Origin of the sequence: Tardiphaga sp. 813_E8_N1_3 (assembly GCF_051811025.1) — a bacterium.
Classification (GTDB): domain Bacteria; phylum Pseudomonadota; class Alphaproteobacteria; order Rhizobiales; family Xanthobacteraceae; genus Tardiphaga.
Genome location: NZ_JBPWQE010000001.1, coordinates 5,818,471 through 5,832,093, shown reverse-complemented (window position 1 = coordinate 5,832,093; position 13,623 = coordinate 5,818,471). Strand labels below are relative to the sequence as shown.

The following is a 13,623-nucleotide window of genomic DNA, read 5'->3' as shown; positions in this document are numbered from 1 at the left end:
ATGCCGGACGGCGACACTAGAAACGATCATTCGAAAACCTCAAGCAATCTGCCTGCGGTGGTTCACGACGGCGAGGTCATGCGCCCGACGTCGGAGACCTGGCTGACCCGCGCGATCCGCTCCCTGTTCGGCTGGAAGCCGGGCTCGGTGCGTGCCGACCTGCAAGTCGTGCTCGACGCCTCCGCGCCGGACGAGACCGGCTTCTCCACCATCGAGCGCACGATGCTGCGCAATATTCTGGGACTCAACGAGCGCCGCATCGCCGACGTCATGGTGCATCGCGCCGATATTATCGCGGTGAAGCAGGACATCTCGCTCGGCGAATTGATGGGCCTGTTTGAGAGCGCGGCGCATTCGCGCCTGGTTGTATTCAACGAAACTCTCGACGATCCCGTCGGCATCGTCCATATCCGCGACCTGCTGGCATACATGACCGTGAAGGCGCGCAACGTCGTGCCGTCGACGGCCAAGAAGAAGAAAGTGTTTCCCGCGGGCCTCGATCTGCGTTCGGTCGATCTGGCCCAGACCGTCGTCGAGACCGGCATCATCCGCAAGCTGCTCTACGTGCCGCCATCGATGCGCGCCATCGATCTGCTCGCGCAGATGCAGGCAGCCCGCATCCATCTCGCACTCGTTGTCGACGAATATGGCGGCACCGACGGCCTCGTCTCCATCGAGGACATCGTCGAGCAGATCGTCGGCGAGATCGACGACGAGCATGACAGCGACGAGCCGCCATCCATCGTCAGGCAGGGCGACAGCTTCATCGCTGATGCACGCGCCAGCCTCGATGATGTGCGCGCCATGATCGGCGAAGAATTCGAGACCGGCGAGGACGGCGAGGAAGTCGAAACGCTCGGCGGTTATCTCGTCACCCATGTCGGACGGCTGCCCGTGCGCGGCGAGGTGATTTCCGGCCCTGGCAATTTCGAGATCGAAGTGCTTGATGCCGATCCGCGCCGCGTCAAGCGACTGCGCGTCGGGCCCCGCAAGGAGCGGCCTGCGCCCCGCGCCCGCGAACCGCGCCGCCGCGATACGACGTCGGACGCCGGCGCGGCACCGTCCAATGATAATGTGAATACGCCTCCGCCAGGCGATAACGCGGGTACGCCGTGACATCACGCAGCCTGCGCTCTGTCGCACTCAGCATCATTCTCGCATGGGGTTGGAAGCGCGCAGGCATCGCCTTGCTGGCGGGCGCGTTGTCATCGCTGGCGATGGCGCCGTTCAACGCCTGGCCGGTACTGTTCATCACGTTCCCCGTCGTCGTCTGGCTGATCGATGGCGCTGCCGCAGGCAAGATGCGCGGCATTCCGGCCGCGGCCATGGCCGGCTGGTGGTTCGGCTTCGGCTATTTCGTGCCGGGCCTATACTGGATCGGCTACGCTTTCCTCGTCGACGCGCAGACCTTCGCATGGCTGTTGCCTGCCGCGATCTGCGGCTTGCCCGCCTATCTCGCGCTGTTCACCGCGATCGGCTTCGCGCTGGCGCGTCTGCTCTGGACCAAGGACGCCAGCCGCATCTTCGCGCTCGCGGCGAGTCTCACGATCGGCGAATGGCTGCGCGGTCATGTACTGACGGGCTTTCCCTGGAATGCGTTTGGCTACGCTCTCACCGAACCGCTCGCGCTGGCGCAGAGCGCGTCGCTGATCGGCCTGTGGGGGCTGACATTTGTCGCCGTCGCGATCTTTGCATCGCCTGCGGTGCTGATCGACGGCCGCTCGCGCACGCAGCGGCCATGGCTGGCGCCGGCGCTTGCGCTGGTACTGCTCGTCGTGATGGGCGCCTATGGCATGGCCCGGCTATCGCGCACGCCGACGCAACTGGTTGCCAATGTGAAGCTGCGCATCATGCAGCCGAATCTGTCGCAGGACACGCGCTTCAACTATTCCGCGAAGGCGGACGTGATGAGCAGATATCTTGCACTGTCGGACCGCGCGACCGGTCCACAAAATTCAGGCGTCGGCGCAGCCAATATTCTGATCTGGCCGGAATCCGCATTCCCGTTCTTCCTGTCGCGCGAACCCGATGCGATGGCGCAGATCGCCAATCTGCTGCCGAAGGGCACCGTGCTGGTCACCGGAGCCGTGCGCCCGCCGGATGCGCCGCTCGGCGCGCGCATCACGCAGGCCTATAATTCGATCTATGTGATCGACCATGACGGCAGCATCCTGTCGACCTACGACAAGCTTCATCTCGTCCCGTTTGGCGAATATCTGCCGTTCCAGAGCTTCATGGAGAAGATCGGCTTCCAGCAATTGACCAAAGTCCATGGCGGCTTCATTCCCGGCACGCGCCGGAAGCCAATGGAAATTCCCGGCGCGCCTCGCATGCTGCCGCTGATCTGCTACGAGGCGGTTTTCCCGGACGATATCACCACGCGTAACGATCGGCCGGGTTGGATCGTCAATCTCACCAACGATGGCTGGTTCGGCATTTCTACCGGCCCCTATCAGCACCTGCAGCAAAGCCGCGTCCGCGCCATCGAGGAAGGCCTGCCGCTAGTCCGCGCTGCGAACACCGGCATTTCCGTCGTGGTCGACCCTGTCGGCCGCGTGATCGCGCGGCTCGATCTCGGTGTCGAAGGCGTGCTGGATTCAGGATTGCCGGCGGCCATTTCGCCGACGGTCTACTCGAAAATCGGCGATATTCCCGCCGCGATGTTCGTCGCGCTCGCGATCATTTTCGCTGTTCGGCGGCGCACGCCGGCACGCCACTAGCGCGAGACTTGAAGCATTTGGTATAGTTTGCGAGCCAGCTTTCGCCGCCTACCGAACAACCGCCCCAATGTGATTGCTTTTTAAGCTAGCTTTGTTAGCTTTATTTCTCACCTATTGAGAAATAAACATGCAGTGGCTTAAATTTTCCGCTTAGGAAAATTTGTGCGGTTGTTATAATCCACTAGGATACCTTTGGTTACAACCGAAGCCGACCTAATGACGGGATTGCCATGCATGATCCGTCTCCCTTGATGTGATCCAGGAGTAATTGAGATGTCGACGAAAGCGCCCAATCCTGTTGACAAATATGTCGGCAGCCGTGTGCGCATGCGGCGCATTATGCTCGGCATGAGTCAGGAAAAGCTGGGCGAAGCCCTCGGTCTGACGTTTCAGCAAGTTCAGAAATACGAGAAGGGCACCAACCGCGTCGGCGCCAGCCGGCTGCAGCAGATTTCGGAAATCCTGCAGGTCCCCGTATCGTTCCTGTTCGAAGGCGGCCCCGGTGCGATCCATAACGGCGAAGGCTTCGCTGAAGCCTCCTCGCCTGCATATGTCTCGGACTTCCTCGCTACCTCCGAAGGCCTCGCTCTGACCCGCGCTTTCACGCGCATCACCGATGCGAAGCTCCGCCGCAGCATCGTCGACCTGGTCGAGCAGATTGCTTCGCGCGAAGCCCCGGATCAGCGCTAGAATCACGGTATTTCAACGGAAAAACGTCATCGCGCCTGATGGCGCCGATGGCGTTTCGGCTGTATCACTCGCGCGCGATGACCACAGCCGATTCCGACCATAACGATCACGACGACCCAGCTGACGCGGGTGCGTCCACGCCTGCCGAGAGCGGCCACTATACCGGCTCATTCTTCGGGCGCCGCAAGGGCCACAAGCTACGCGATCATCAGGCCGACCTGATGGCGACGCTGCTGCCGGCACTCACCGTCGACATCGCACATCCCGCGCCTGACGATCTTCGCACGCTGTTCGGTACAGACGTCGAGACCGTCCGTCTGGAGATCGGCTTCGGCGGCGGCGAGCATCTCGTCGCGGAAGCGCTGGCGCATCCTGACATCGGCTTCATCGGCTGCGAACCCTATATCAACGGCATGGCGAAGATTCTGACGCAGATCGAGGCGCAGAATATCGGGAATATCCGCCTCGTCGCCGGCGACGCCGCCGAACTTCTCACATGGGCACCGGCGCAATCGCTGTCACGCATCGACCTGATCCATCCGGATCCATGGCCGAAGAAGCGTCACTGGAAGCGCCGTTTCGTGCAGGACGCAACACTGGCTGCGATGGCGCGCGTGCTGAAGTCGTCAGGCGAATTTCGTTTCGTGCATGACATTCCGGATTACGTCGCGTGGACACTCTGGCATGTGTCGCGATCGCCAGATTTCATCTGGACCGCAGAGCGCGCCGATGACTGGCGCCTGCCATGGTCGAACTACACCATGACACGCTACGGCCGCAAAGCCACGCGTGAGGGTCGTATCGCGGCCTATCTGATTTTCAAGCTGATCTCGTAAATCTAGCGTCGCATAGATGCCGCGCCTTACAGCATGTTCGGCAGTACACGATCCGGCGGCTTATGATTGTCGAGGAAGGCGCGGATGTTGATGATGACTTTCTCGCCCATCTCAACACGGCCTTCGATCGTCGCCGAGCCCATATGCGGCAGCAGCACGACTTTGCCGGCGCGCGCGAGCCGCACCAGTTTCGGACTCACCGCGGGCTCATGCTCGAACACGTCGAGCGCGGCACCGGCAATGTCGCCCGACTCGATCAGCTTGATCATCGTCTCTTCGTCGATCACCTCGCCGCGCGCGGTGTTGACGATATAGGCGTCCTTGCGGATCAGCTTGAGGCGGCGTGCCGACAGCAGATGAAACGTCGCCGGCGTATGCGGACAGTTCACCGAGATGATGTCCATGCGCGCCAGCATCTGGTCGAGCGAGTCCCAATAGGTCGCACCGAGTTCTTCGGCGATCTTCGGTGCCACGGGTTTGCGGTTGTGATAGTGGATCTGCAGCCCGAAGGCGCGGGCGCGGCGCGCCACGGCCTGGCCGATGCGGCCCATGCCGATGATGCCGAGCCGCTTGCCGCCGAGCCGCTTGCCCAGCATCCAGGTCGGCGACCAGCCCTGCCAGTCCTTGCCCTCGGTCAAAATCGACGCGCCCTCGATGAGCCGGCGCGGCACCGCGAGGATCATCGACATGGTCATGTCGGCGGTGTCCTCGGTGAGCACCTTCGGCGTGTTGGTGACGGTGATGCCGCGGGCGTGCGCAGCGACGACGTCGATATTGTCGACGCCGTTGCCGAAATTGGCGATCAGCTTGAGCTTGCAGTCGGGATGCTCGAGCAGTTCCTTGGTGATTTCGTCGGTGACGGTCGGCACCAGCACATCGGCGGTGCGGGTCGCTTCGGCCAGTTGCTCGGGCGTCAGAGGTATGTCGTCGAGATTGATGCGCGCGTCGAACAATTCGCGCATGCGGGTCTCGATCGAGTCCGGCAGCTTGCGCGTGACGACGACGAGAGGCTTTTTCTTGACCGACATGTCCTGCTCACTCGCGCTTTGGCTAATCCGTTCAGTCCGCATTAACCCGGTTGTTCGAAACTGCCGCAGCCGCGAATTCACCGTTTCCTCGGGTTCCCCGACACCCTTTTTGGTGCCTTGGCCTTCGGTCCTCTCTAGCAGAAGACCGAGCCAAAACAAGAACCCAACAGGCGCGTGCGGCGCGGCGACACTTGCGTTCTTTGGATTGGGTTGAGGTGGGGTTGATGGCGTTCCGGCGATTTGCGTGTGCGATGTTGGCGATGGGTACTCTGATCGCGGCAGCAATCGATCCGGCTCTCGCTGCCAAGGACACCCCGCTGGGCGCCAGCGGCCTGCCGGTGCCGCGCTACGTCAGCCTCAAGTCGGATCACGTTAATGTCCGCGCCGGCCCCACCAAGGACAACGATGTCGCCTGGGTCTATACCCGCTCCGGCCTGCCGGTGGAGATCACCGCCGAATACGAGAACTGGCGCCGCGTCCGCGATTCCGAGGGCGCCGAAGGCTGGGTCTATCACTCGCTGCTGTCCGGCCGTCGCACCGCGGTTGTGACCATGAAATCCAAGGACGAACTCGCCTCGATCTATGACAATCCGGATGCGACCAGCGCTGTTGCGGCCCGGCTGCAGGCCGGCGTTGTGGCGCAGGTAAAGCGTTGTAACAATGGCTGGTGCCGGGTGATCGGCAACGGCTTTGACGGCTGGATCGAACAGCAGCGGCTATGGGGCGTCTACGCCGACGAGAAGGTGAACTGAGCGCATCCCGCATCGGGAGCCTGGCCTGCGCCGGCGCACTGATCGGCGCTGCAGCGCTGTCATGGTCCGGCCCGGCTCGTGCGCAATCCGCCACTGAGATGTGTCTAGCTGTGGATCAGCGGCTGTCTGGTGATGCGACCCTTCCGCGCACCGCGGCCGCGCTCAAAACCGGTGGCCCGCTGAAGATTGTCGCCATGGGCTCGTCCTCGACGCTCGGCCTGTGGCAATCCGACCCCGCCAAAACCTACCCCGGCATGCTGCAGAGCGAGCTGCGACGTCTGAGGCCAGATTTACGGCTGGAGGTCATCAATAGCGGACTTAACGCCGATACGATCCCCGGCAATATCGCGCGCTTCGATCGCGATGTGCTGGCGCATCGCCCGGATCTGGTGATCTGGCAGATCGGCACCAATGACGTGACCTGGCTGCAAAGCGCAGACAGCCTGACCGGCAGGATCGTCGAGGGCATCCGCCTGCTGAAGGCTGACGGGGCCGATGTGATCCTGATGGATCAACAATACGCGCCGGTCATTCTCGCATCGCAGTATTCCAAGATGCAGACGAGCATAGCTGACGCCGCCCGGCAGGAACGCGTGCCGCAGTTCTCGCGCTTCGAGCTGATGCGCCGTGCGGTGGACGCAGGGCTCTCGATGGGAGCGCTGACGGCCTGGGACGGACTACACAATTCCGCGGCCGGCTACGAATGCATAGGTCGTGCACTGGCGCGTGCGATCGTGGCGACGGCTGCAGCTGGCGAGCAAACGCCGCCGAAAACGGTTCGGCGGCGCAAATAACTTCAGAATCTGGATAGAGCCGTTAGCGCTTTTTGCGCAGACGAACGACCATGTCGATGCGGCTGATCTCGAAGCCCTCGGGGACTTCGGGCATCTTGGTCAGCACGAGATTCTGGTCCGGAATATCGACCAGCTCGTGGTTGTTCTCGAGATAGTAGTGGTGATGCGAGGTCACGTTGGTATCGAAATAAGTCTTCGTACCATCGACGCTGACCTGACGGAGCAGGCCGGAATCCGTGAGCTGATTGAGCGTATTGTAGACGGTTGCGAGCGACACCGGTACCTTGGCGAGGGTCGCTTCCTCGTAGAGCATTTCCGCAGTGAGATGGCGGGCGCCCTTGCCAAACAGCAGCCAACCCAGCGCCATGCGCTGACGGGTGGGACGCAGGCCGACCGACTGCAGCATCTCGTTGACGTCATGCCACGGGCAACCAGTCAAAGCCGGCTGACGGCCATGATTGATTTCCGCAACCGCAGCTGCGTCATCCAGAACTGAAACGCTGTCGCTCATATCCACGTCAGTAATCCTGCCGTTCACACTCTAAAAGAACACTGAATTAGGCCTCTATTATAGAAAGGCGGGGCTTCAGATGCAAGGTTTTCGCAACTAGGAGCCATGCATCAGAGGGGGAGGCTTCCGCAGTGCATCGCAACATGGTCAATAGACCGCCAAAAGCAGGCGATCCGGCGCTTTGCCGCCCCATAAGCCTATGATAGAGAGCGCCCAACCGGGGCAAGTTCCCGTCTGATTTGGAACAATTCTATATGTGGCGACTCGACCCGGGTAGCCACCACCATCGATGGACCCAGAAAGCCGGCATGATCCAGGAACAACGCAACAGCTACGCATATGAAGACCTGCTGGCCTGCGGCCGCGGCGAGCTGTTCGGACCCGGCAACGCGCAATTGCCGCTGCCGCCGATGTTGATGTTCGACCGCATCACCGAGATCACGGCTGATGGCGGCGAATTCGGTAAAGGTCTCGTGCGTGCTGAACTCGACGTCAATTCGGACCTCTGGTTCTTCGGTTGCCACTTCAAGGGCGATCCGGTGATGCCGGGCTGCCTCGGCCTCGACGCCATGTGGCAGATGGTCGGCTTCTTTCTGGGTTGGTCGGGAGGCATCGGTCCCGGACGGGCACTGGGGCTGAGCGAACTGAAGTTTTCCGGCCAAGTTCTGCCTGGTGTCAAAAAGGTCGTGTACACCATCGATATCAAACGGGTGATGCGTTCAAAATTGTGGTTGGGGATTGCCGACGGCTCGCTTTCGGCCGATGGCGAGATTATCTATCGCGCCAAGGACCTGAAGGTCGGCCTGTTCAAGCAGGAAGCACCTGCCGCATTGCAGCCGGGAACGTGATCTACCGGGTGCTATTCAACGGCGGTCTCCGAGGGGGCGACCGTCAGTTCCACAACAACGTAATTCAAAGGGCGAGGCGATCATGAGGCGGGTTGTCGTCACGGGGATGGGCATTGTCTCATCTATCGGAAACAACACTCAGGAAGTGCTTGCGAGCCTCCATGAGGCAAAGTCGGGCATCACGCGCGCCGACAAATATGCAGAGCTCGGTTTCCGTTCGCAGGTGCAAGGCGCACCGACCATCAATCCGGTCGATGTGATCGACCGCCGCGCGATGCGGTTCCTCGGCGAAGGCGCCGCATGGAATCACATTGCCATGGAACAGGCGATCCAGGACTCCGGCCTCGAACAGTCCGATATCTCCAACGAACGCACCGGCATCATCATGGGCTCGGGCGGGCCTTCCGCGCGCACGATCGTCGAAGCCGCCGATATCACCCGCAGCAAGGGCCCGAAGCGCGTCGGCCCGTTCGCTGTGCCGAAGGCGATGTCCTCGACCGCTTCTGCGACGCTCGCCACCTGGTTCAAGATCAAGGGCGTGAACTATTCGATCTCGTCCGCCTGCGCGACCTCGAACCACTGCATCGGCAATGCCTATGAGATGATCCAGTGGGGCAAGCAGGACGTCGTGTTTGCCGGCGGCTGCGAAGAACTCGACTGGTCACTCTCGGTGTTGTTCGACGCCATGGGCGCGATGTCATCGAAGTATAACGACACGCCCTCCACCGCTTCGCGTCCCTATGACGTCAGCCGCGACGGCTTTGTCATCGCTGGCGGCGCCGGCGTTGTCGTTGTCGAAGAACTCGAGCACGCGAAAGCACGCGGCGCCAAGATCTATGGCGAAATCATCGGCTACGGCGCCACGTCGGACGGTTACGACATGGTCGCCCCATCGGGCGAAGGCGCCGAGCGTTGCATGAAGATGGCGCTGGCCACCACCGGCGGCATCAAGATCGACTACATCAACCCGCATGCGACCTCGACGCCGGCCGGCGATCCGCCGGAAATGCAGGCGATCCGCAACGTGTTTGGCACTGGCGAGAAATGCCCGCCAATCTCGGCGACCAAGGCCCTCACCGGCCACTCGCTCGGCGCCACCGGCGTACAGGAAGCAATCTACTCGCTGCTGATGATGCAGAATGGCTTTATCTGCGAGAGCGGCAACATCACCGAACTCGATCCGGTGTTCGCCGACATGCCGATCGTGCGCAAGCGCATCGACAATGTGAAGGTCGGCACTGTGCTGTCGAATTCCTTCGGCTTCGGCGGCACCAACGCCACGCTGGTCTTCAAGCGGATGGATGCATAACGCGATGCCATCACTGATGCGGGGCAAGCGCGGACTGATCATGGGCGTCGCCAATGATCATTCAATCGCGTGGGGAATCGCCAAGGCACTGCATGCGCAGGGCGCCGAACTGGCGTTCACCTATCAGGGCGATGCACTCGGCAAGCGCGTCAAGCCGCTGGCGGAATCGCTCAATGCGGATCTGATCCTGCCCTGCGACGTCGAGGACATCGCCAGCGTCGATGCTACGTTCTCTGCGATCAAGGAGAAATGGGGCGGGTTGGATTTCCTAGTCCACGCCATCGGTTTCTCCGATAAGAACGAACTCAAGGGCCGTTACGCCGACACCACGCGCGCCAATTTCTCGCGCACCATGGTAATCTCCTGCTTCTCCTTCACCGAAGTCGCCAAGCGCGCCTCGGAAATTATGAAGCCTGGCAGCGCCATGATCACGCTGACTTTCGGCGGATCGACCCGCGTGATGCCGAACTACAATGTGATGGGTGTCGCCAAGGCCGCGCTCGAAGCTTCAGTACGCTATCTCGCGTCGGACTTCGGCCGCCAAGGCATTCGCGTCAATGCGGTGTCTGCCGGGCCTGTGCGCACGCTGGCCGGCTCGGGCATCGGCGATTCCCGCGCGATGTTCGCATTCCAGCAGAAACATTCGCCGCTCGGCCGCGGCGTGACGCTGGAAGAACTCGGCGGCACTGCGCTGTATCTGCTGTCGGATCTTTCCGGCGGCGTAACCGGCGAAACGCACTTCGTCGACTCCGGCTACAACATCATCTCGATGCCGCATCCGGATGCGCTGAAGGCAGACGCGGCTTCGGAGTAACGAGCGCGACCTCTCAGACTGTCGTCGCCCGCAAAAGCGGGCGACCCACTCTCACTTCACTGATTGATCACAGCCGCCGCCGGATACTAGACCACCCGGTCAAGCCGGGTGACGACAGACATGATGTGAACTGACTCGTCTCATACCTTCTCGCCCGACGCATATTCCTGTGCGCGCTGGAACGCCGGACGCGCGGCGCAGCGATCGAGATAGCGATCGAAGGCCGGTCGCGACGGCACCATCTTGAACGCGCGCACCGCGAAGTTCAGCCCCGAGCCGATCGCGATGTCGGCCGCGGAAAAGTTCTCGCCGAGAATCCAGGGGCCCGTTTCCAGTGCCGCTTCGAGCACATCGAACACGCGCTGTGCATCGCCCCAACCGGCGGCTACCGAACTCAATTCCATCTTGGTTGCAATCTGCGCGATGGCCGGTTCGATACAGCTCGGTGCGAAGAACAGCCAGTACAGATATTTTGCACGATGCGAATCGCCGACCGGCGGCGCCAACCTGGCTTCCGGATATCGTTCGGCCACATAAGTGCAGATTGCGGCGGCTTCCGCCATGGTCGCGTCGCCATCCTGCAGCGCCGGCACTTTACCCATCGGATTGACCGTCAGGAATTCCAGCGTGCGCTGTGCACCGGTGGTGATGTCGGTGAGCATGCGCTCATAGGCGACGCCGGTCTCTTCCATCAGCCACAATGCCGTAAATGAGCGCGAGCGTGGCGACCAGTAGAGTTTCATCATCGCAAATTCTCCCTCGGCAGAATTATTTGCCTGTTGTGCGCAGATTCGGACGAGGGTGCAAGGGCTGTGCATATGGTCGTATCGCGCATTCGACCACGTTTCGTGAAAAGAAAAAGCCCCCGCGACGATGTCGCGAGGGCTTCGACTTTACGGTTAGGTATCTATCACACCAGATCGAAGCGATCCGCGTTCATGACCTTGGCCCAGGCCGCCACGAAGTCCTCGGCGAACTTCTGCTTGGCGTCGGCGCTTGCATAGACCTCCGCGAAGGCACGCAGCTGCGAGTGCGAACCGAAGACCAGATCGGCGCGTGTACCGGTCCACTTGACTTCGCCGCTCTTGCGATCACGTCCCTCATACACGTTGTTCGAGCCATCGACCGCCTTCCACTCCGTGCTCATGTCGAGCAGGTTGATAAAGAAGTCGTTGGTCAGCGTCTCCGGTGTCTTGGTGAAGACACCGCGCACGGACTGCCCGGAATTCGCACCAAGTACTCGCAGGCCGCCGACGAGAACCGTCATTTCCGGAGCAGTCAGCGTCAGCAATTGCGCGCGATCCACCAAGGATACTTCGGCCGGCACGGCAGACGTTCCCTTGAGGTAGTTACGGAAGCCATCCGCGACGGGTTCCATCACCTCGAAGGATTCCACATCGGTTTGCGCCTGCGAAGCGTCACCGCGTCCCGGAGAGAACGGAACGGTCACATCCAGGCCAGCATCCTTCGCGGCCTTCTCGACCGCCGCGCTGCCGCCGAGGACGATCAGGTCGGCAAGCGAAACCTGTTTGTCACCGGATTGCGCCGCGTTGAACTCCTTCCGGATTCCATCGAGCACCTGCAACACCTTGGCTAGCTGAGCCGGCTGGTTGACCTCCCAGTCCTTCTGAGGGGCCAGACGAACGCGCGCGCCGTTGGCACCGCCACGCTTGTCACCGCCACGGAAGGTGGAGGCCGAAGCCCAGGCCGTGCTGACCAATTCAGACACGGTCAGACCCGAGGCCAATAGCTTGGCCTTGAGCGCAGCGACGTCGGTATCGTCGATCAACGGATAGTCGACTGCAGGGATCGGGTCCTGCCAGATCAACTCTTCCCTGGGCACTTCCGGACCGAGATAACGGACGCGCGGACCCATATCGCGATGGGTCAGCTTGAACCAGGCGCGGGCGAAAGCGTCGGCGAAGGCCTGCGGATTCTGCAGGAAGCGGCGTGAGATTTTCTCATAGGCCGGGTCCAGACGCAGGGACAGATCCGTCGTCAGCATGGTCGGCTTGTGCTTCTTCGATGGATCATGCGCGTCGGGGATGACGGGCTCGGCGTCCTTGGCTTCCCACTGGATGGCGCCACCGGGGCTGCGGGTCTGGACCCATTCATATTTGAACAGGTTCTCGAAGAAGAAATTGCTCCACTGCGCCGGCGTCTGCGTCCAGGTGACTTCGATGCCACTGCCGACGGCATCTGCACCGGATCCGGTGCCGTAATTGCTCGCCCAACCCAGACCCTGCGCTTCCAGGCCGGCAGCTTCAGGCTCCGGACCCTTGTGTGACTCAGGCGCAGCGCCATGGGTCTTGCCGAATGTGTGACCGCCGGCGATTAGAGCCACGGTTTCCTCGTCGTTCATCGCCATGCGCTTGAAGGTCTCGCGGATGAAGGCGGCGGCAGACACCGGGTCGCCGTTGGCACCGGGACCTTCCGGATTGACGTAGATGAGGCCCATCTCGGTGGCACTCAGCGGAGCTTCGAACTTGTCGAGCGGTCGGTGGGACAGCCACGTGGTTTCGGAACCCCAGTTCACGTCCTGATCAGGCTCCCAGACGTCGGCACGACCGGCAGCGAAACCGAAGGTGCGAAAACCCATGGTCTCCAGCGCCACGTTGCCGGTCAGGATCAGCAGGTCGGCCCAAGAGATCTTGTTGCCGTATTTCTGCTTGATCGGCCACAGGAGGCGGCGTGACTTGTCGATGTTGACGTTGTCCGGCCAGGAATTGAGCGGAGCGAAACGCTGCTGACCGCGACCGCCACCGCCGCGGCCATCGCTGAGCCGATAGGTACCGGCGGCGTGCCACGACATGCGGATGAACTGGGGACCGTAATGTCCGAAATCAGCCGGCCACCAGTCCTGCGAATCGGTCATCAGCTTGCGCAGGTCGTTTTTCAACGCCTCGTAATCGAGCTTCTTGAATTCCTCGGCGTAGTTGAACGCATCGCCCATCGGATCGGACAGCGACGAGTGCTGGTGGAGAATCGACAGGTCTAGCTTGTTCGGCCACCAGTCACGATTGGCCCGGGCAGCGGGGGCATGCGCAACGGGGCACTTGCCGGCACCATTCTCATTCGTCGTGTCCATCAGTCTCTCCTTCTGGCTGTTTGGAATATGAGCCGTCCCAGGCAACACCGACACACCGGATCGCCTTCAAAAACCCGCTCAAATTTTCCAAAAGCTGTCTAATTTCAATTGTCTGCCGAATTCCTCGGCGAGCTTGGCGCTCACCCTAATCGGATTTCGTGACGAGAGATTGGAAGAATTCTTAGATCAGGTCCAGTCGAATTGTCTTCGCCCCCCGATCAGTTTATCTGATG

13 protein-coding genes are annotated in these 13,623 nt (G+C 61.4%); 9 read left to right on the top strand and 4 right to left on the bottom strand.

The window, feature by feature from the left end:
* From AB8A33_RS27620 to trmB, 4 genes are all read left to right on the top strand, one after another.
* Positions 1–1,116, top strand: a complete 1,116-nt coding sequence (locus tag AB8A33_RS27620; protein ID WP_439095674.1) for a hemolysin family protein — start codon at positions 1–3, stop codon at positions 1,114–1,116.
* Positions 1,113–2,720: an apolipoprotein N-acyltransferase gene (lnt, locus tag AB8A33_RS27615; RefSeq protein WP_439095673.1), complete on the top strand. Its 1,608-nt coding sequence runs from the start codon at positions 1,113–1,115 to the stop codon at positions 2,718–2,720. The genes AB8A33_RS27620 and lnt overlap by 4 nt, the downstream gene beginning before the upstream one ends.
* 273 nt (positions 2,721–2,993) lie before the next feature.
* Complete coding sequence (locus AB8A33_RS27610) at positions 2,994–3,410, top strand: helix-turn-helix domain-containing protein (protein WP_068730045.1); 417 nt, start codon at positions 2,994–2,996, stop codon at positions 3,408–3,410.
* Between the two features lie 77 nt (positions 3,411–3,487).
* Positions 3,488–4,246: a tRNA (guanosine(46)-N7)-methyltransferase TrmB gene (gene trmB, locus AB8A33_RS27605; RefSeq protein WP_439096083.1), complete on the top strand. Its 759-nt coding sequence runs from the start codon at positions 3,488–3,490 to the stop codon at positions 4,244–4,246.
* A 26-nt stretch (positions 4,247–4,272) separates the two neighbouring features.
* Here trmB and AB8A33_RS27600 read toward each other — a convergent pair whose 3' ends face one another.
* Entirely contained in the window at positions 4,273–5,274 is a 1,002-nt protein-coding gene (locus AB8A33_RS27600) for a 2-hydroxyacid dehydrogenase (RefSeq protein WP_439095672.1), read from the bottom strand.
* Between the two features lie 224 nt (positions 5,275–5,498).
* On the opposite strand from AB8A33_RS27600, the gene AB8A33_RS27595 reads away from it, so the two are divergent.
* Both AB8A33_RS27595 and AB8A33_RS27590 read left to right on the top strand, forming a co-directional pair.
* Positions 5,499–6,026, top strand: coding sequence for an SH3 domain-containing protein (locus AB8A33_RS27595; protein WP_068730049.1), 528 nt, complete (start codon positions 5,499–5,501; stop codon positions 6,024–6,026).
* Positions 5,993–6,820 carry an SGNH/GDSL hydrolase family protein gene (locus AB8A33_RS27590; protein ID WP_439095671.1) on the top strand — a complete coding sequence of 276 codons (828 nt, stop codon included), beginning with the start codon at positions 5,993–5,995 and terminating at the stop codon, positions 6,818–6,820. Before AB8A33_RS27595 ends, AB8A33_RS27590 begins: the two co-directional genes overlap by 34 nt.
* 22 nt (positions 6,821–6,842) lie before the next feature.
* On the opposite strand, the gene irrA is transcribed toward AB8A33_RS27590, so the two are convergent.
* On the bottom strand, positions 6,843–7,331 hold the full coding sequence (irrA, locus tag AB8A33_RS27585) for an iron response transcriptional regulator IrrA (RefSeq protein WP_089263317.1): 489 nt from the start codon (positions 7,329–7,331) through the stop codon (positions 6,843–6,845).
* Between the two features lie 308 nt (positions 7,332–7,639).
* Here irrA and fabA point away from each other — a divergent pair, with 308 nt between their 5' ends.
* The 3 genes from fabA to fabI all read left to right on the top strand — a co-directional run bounded on the left by fabA (position 7,640) and on the right by fabI (position 10,302).
* The gene (gene fabA / locus AB8A33_RS27580; protein WP_439095670.1) at positions 7,640–8,179 is read left to right on the top strand and encodes a bifunctional 3-hydroxydecanoyl-ACP dehydratase/trans-2-decenoyl-ACP isomerase; all 540 of its coding nucleotides are present in this window, start codon (positions 7,640–7,642) and stop codon (positions 8,177–8,179) included.
* A gap of 82 nt (positions 8,180–8,261) precedes the next feature.
* The gene (gene fabB, locus AB8A33_RS27575; RefSeq protein ID WP_439095669.1) at positions 8,262–9,488 is read left to right on the top strand and encodes a beta-ketoacyl-ACP synthase I; all 1,227 of its coding nucleotides are present in this window, start codon (positions 8,262–8,264) and stop codon (positions 9,486–9,488) included.
* Between the two features lie 4 nt (positions 9,489–9,492).
* Positions 9,493–10,302, top strand: a complete 810-nt coding sequence (gene fabI, locus AB8A33_RS27570) for an enoyl-ACP reductase FabI (RefSeq protein WP_439095668.1) — start codon at positions 9,493–9,495, stop codon at positions 10,300–10,302.
* Positions 10,303–10,442: 140 nt separating this feature from the next.
* On the opposite strand, the gene AB8A33_RS27565 is transcribed toward fabI, so the two are convergent.
* Both AB8A33_RS27565 and katG read right to left on the bottom strand, forming a co-directional pair.
* Entirely contained in the window at positions 10,443–11,048 is a 606-nt protein-coding gene (locus AB8A33_RS27565; RefSeq protein WP_439095667.1) for a glutathione S-transferase family protein, read from the bottom strand.
* Positions 11,049–11,212: 164 nt separating this feature from the next.
* On the bottom strand, positions 11,213–13,390 hold the full coding sequence (gene katG, locus AB8A33_RS27560) for a catalase/peroxidase HPI (RefSeq protein ID WP_439095666.1): 2,178 nt from the start codon (positions 13,388–13,390) through the stop codon (positions 11,213–11,215).
* Between the last annotated feature and the right edge of the window lie 233 nt (positions 13,391–13,623).

Bases quoted from the DNA above. Each gene is read 5' to 3' on its own strand.
- AB8A33_RS27620 (WP_439095674.1), top strand. From the start codon at position 1: ATGCCGGACGGCGACACTAGAAACGATCATTCGAAAACCTCAAGCAAT.
- AB8A33_RS27610 (WP_068730045.1), top strand. From the start codon at position 2,994: ATGTCGACGAAAGCGCCCAATCCTGTTGACAAATATGTCGGCAGCCGT.
- trmB (WP_439096083.1), top strand. From the start codon at position 3,488: ATGACCACAGCCGATTCCGACCATAACGATCACGACGACCCAGCTGAC.
- AB8A33_RS27600 (WP_439095672.1), bottom strand. From the start codon at position 5,274: ATGTCGGTCAAGAAAAAGCCTCTCGTCGTCGTCACGCGCAAGCTGCCG.
- AB8A33_RS27595 (WP_068730049.1), top strand. From the start codon at position 5,499: ATGGCGTTCCGGCGATTTGCGTGTGCGATGTTGGCGATGGGTACTCTG.
- AB8A33_RS27590 (WP_439095671.1), top strand. From the start codon at position 5,993: ATGGGGCGTCTACGCCGACGAGAAGGTGAACTGAGCGCATCCCGCATC.
- irrA (WP_089263317.1), bottom strand. From the start codon at position 7,331: ATGAGCGACAGCGTTTCAGTTCTGGATGACGCAGCTGCGGTTGCGGAA.
- fabA (WP_439095670.1), top strand. From the start codon at position 7,640: ATGATCCAGGAACAACGCAACAGCTACGCATATGAAGACCTGCTGGCC.
- fabB (WP_439095669.1), top strand. From the start codon at position 8,262: ATGAGGCGGGTTGTCGTCACGGGGATGGGCATTGTCTCATCTATCGGA.
- fabI (WP_439095668.1), top strand. From the start codon at position 9,493: ATGCCATCACTGATGCGGGGCAAGCGCGGACTGATCATGGGCGTCGCC.
- AB8A33_RS27565 (WP_439095667.1), bottom strand. From the start codon at position 11,048: ATGATGAAACTCTACTGGTCGCCACGCTCGCGCTCATTTACGGCATTG.
- katG (WP_439095666.1), bottom strand. From the start codon at position 13,390: ATGGACACGACGAATGAGAATGGTGCCGGCAAGTGCCCCGTTGCGCAT.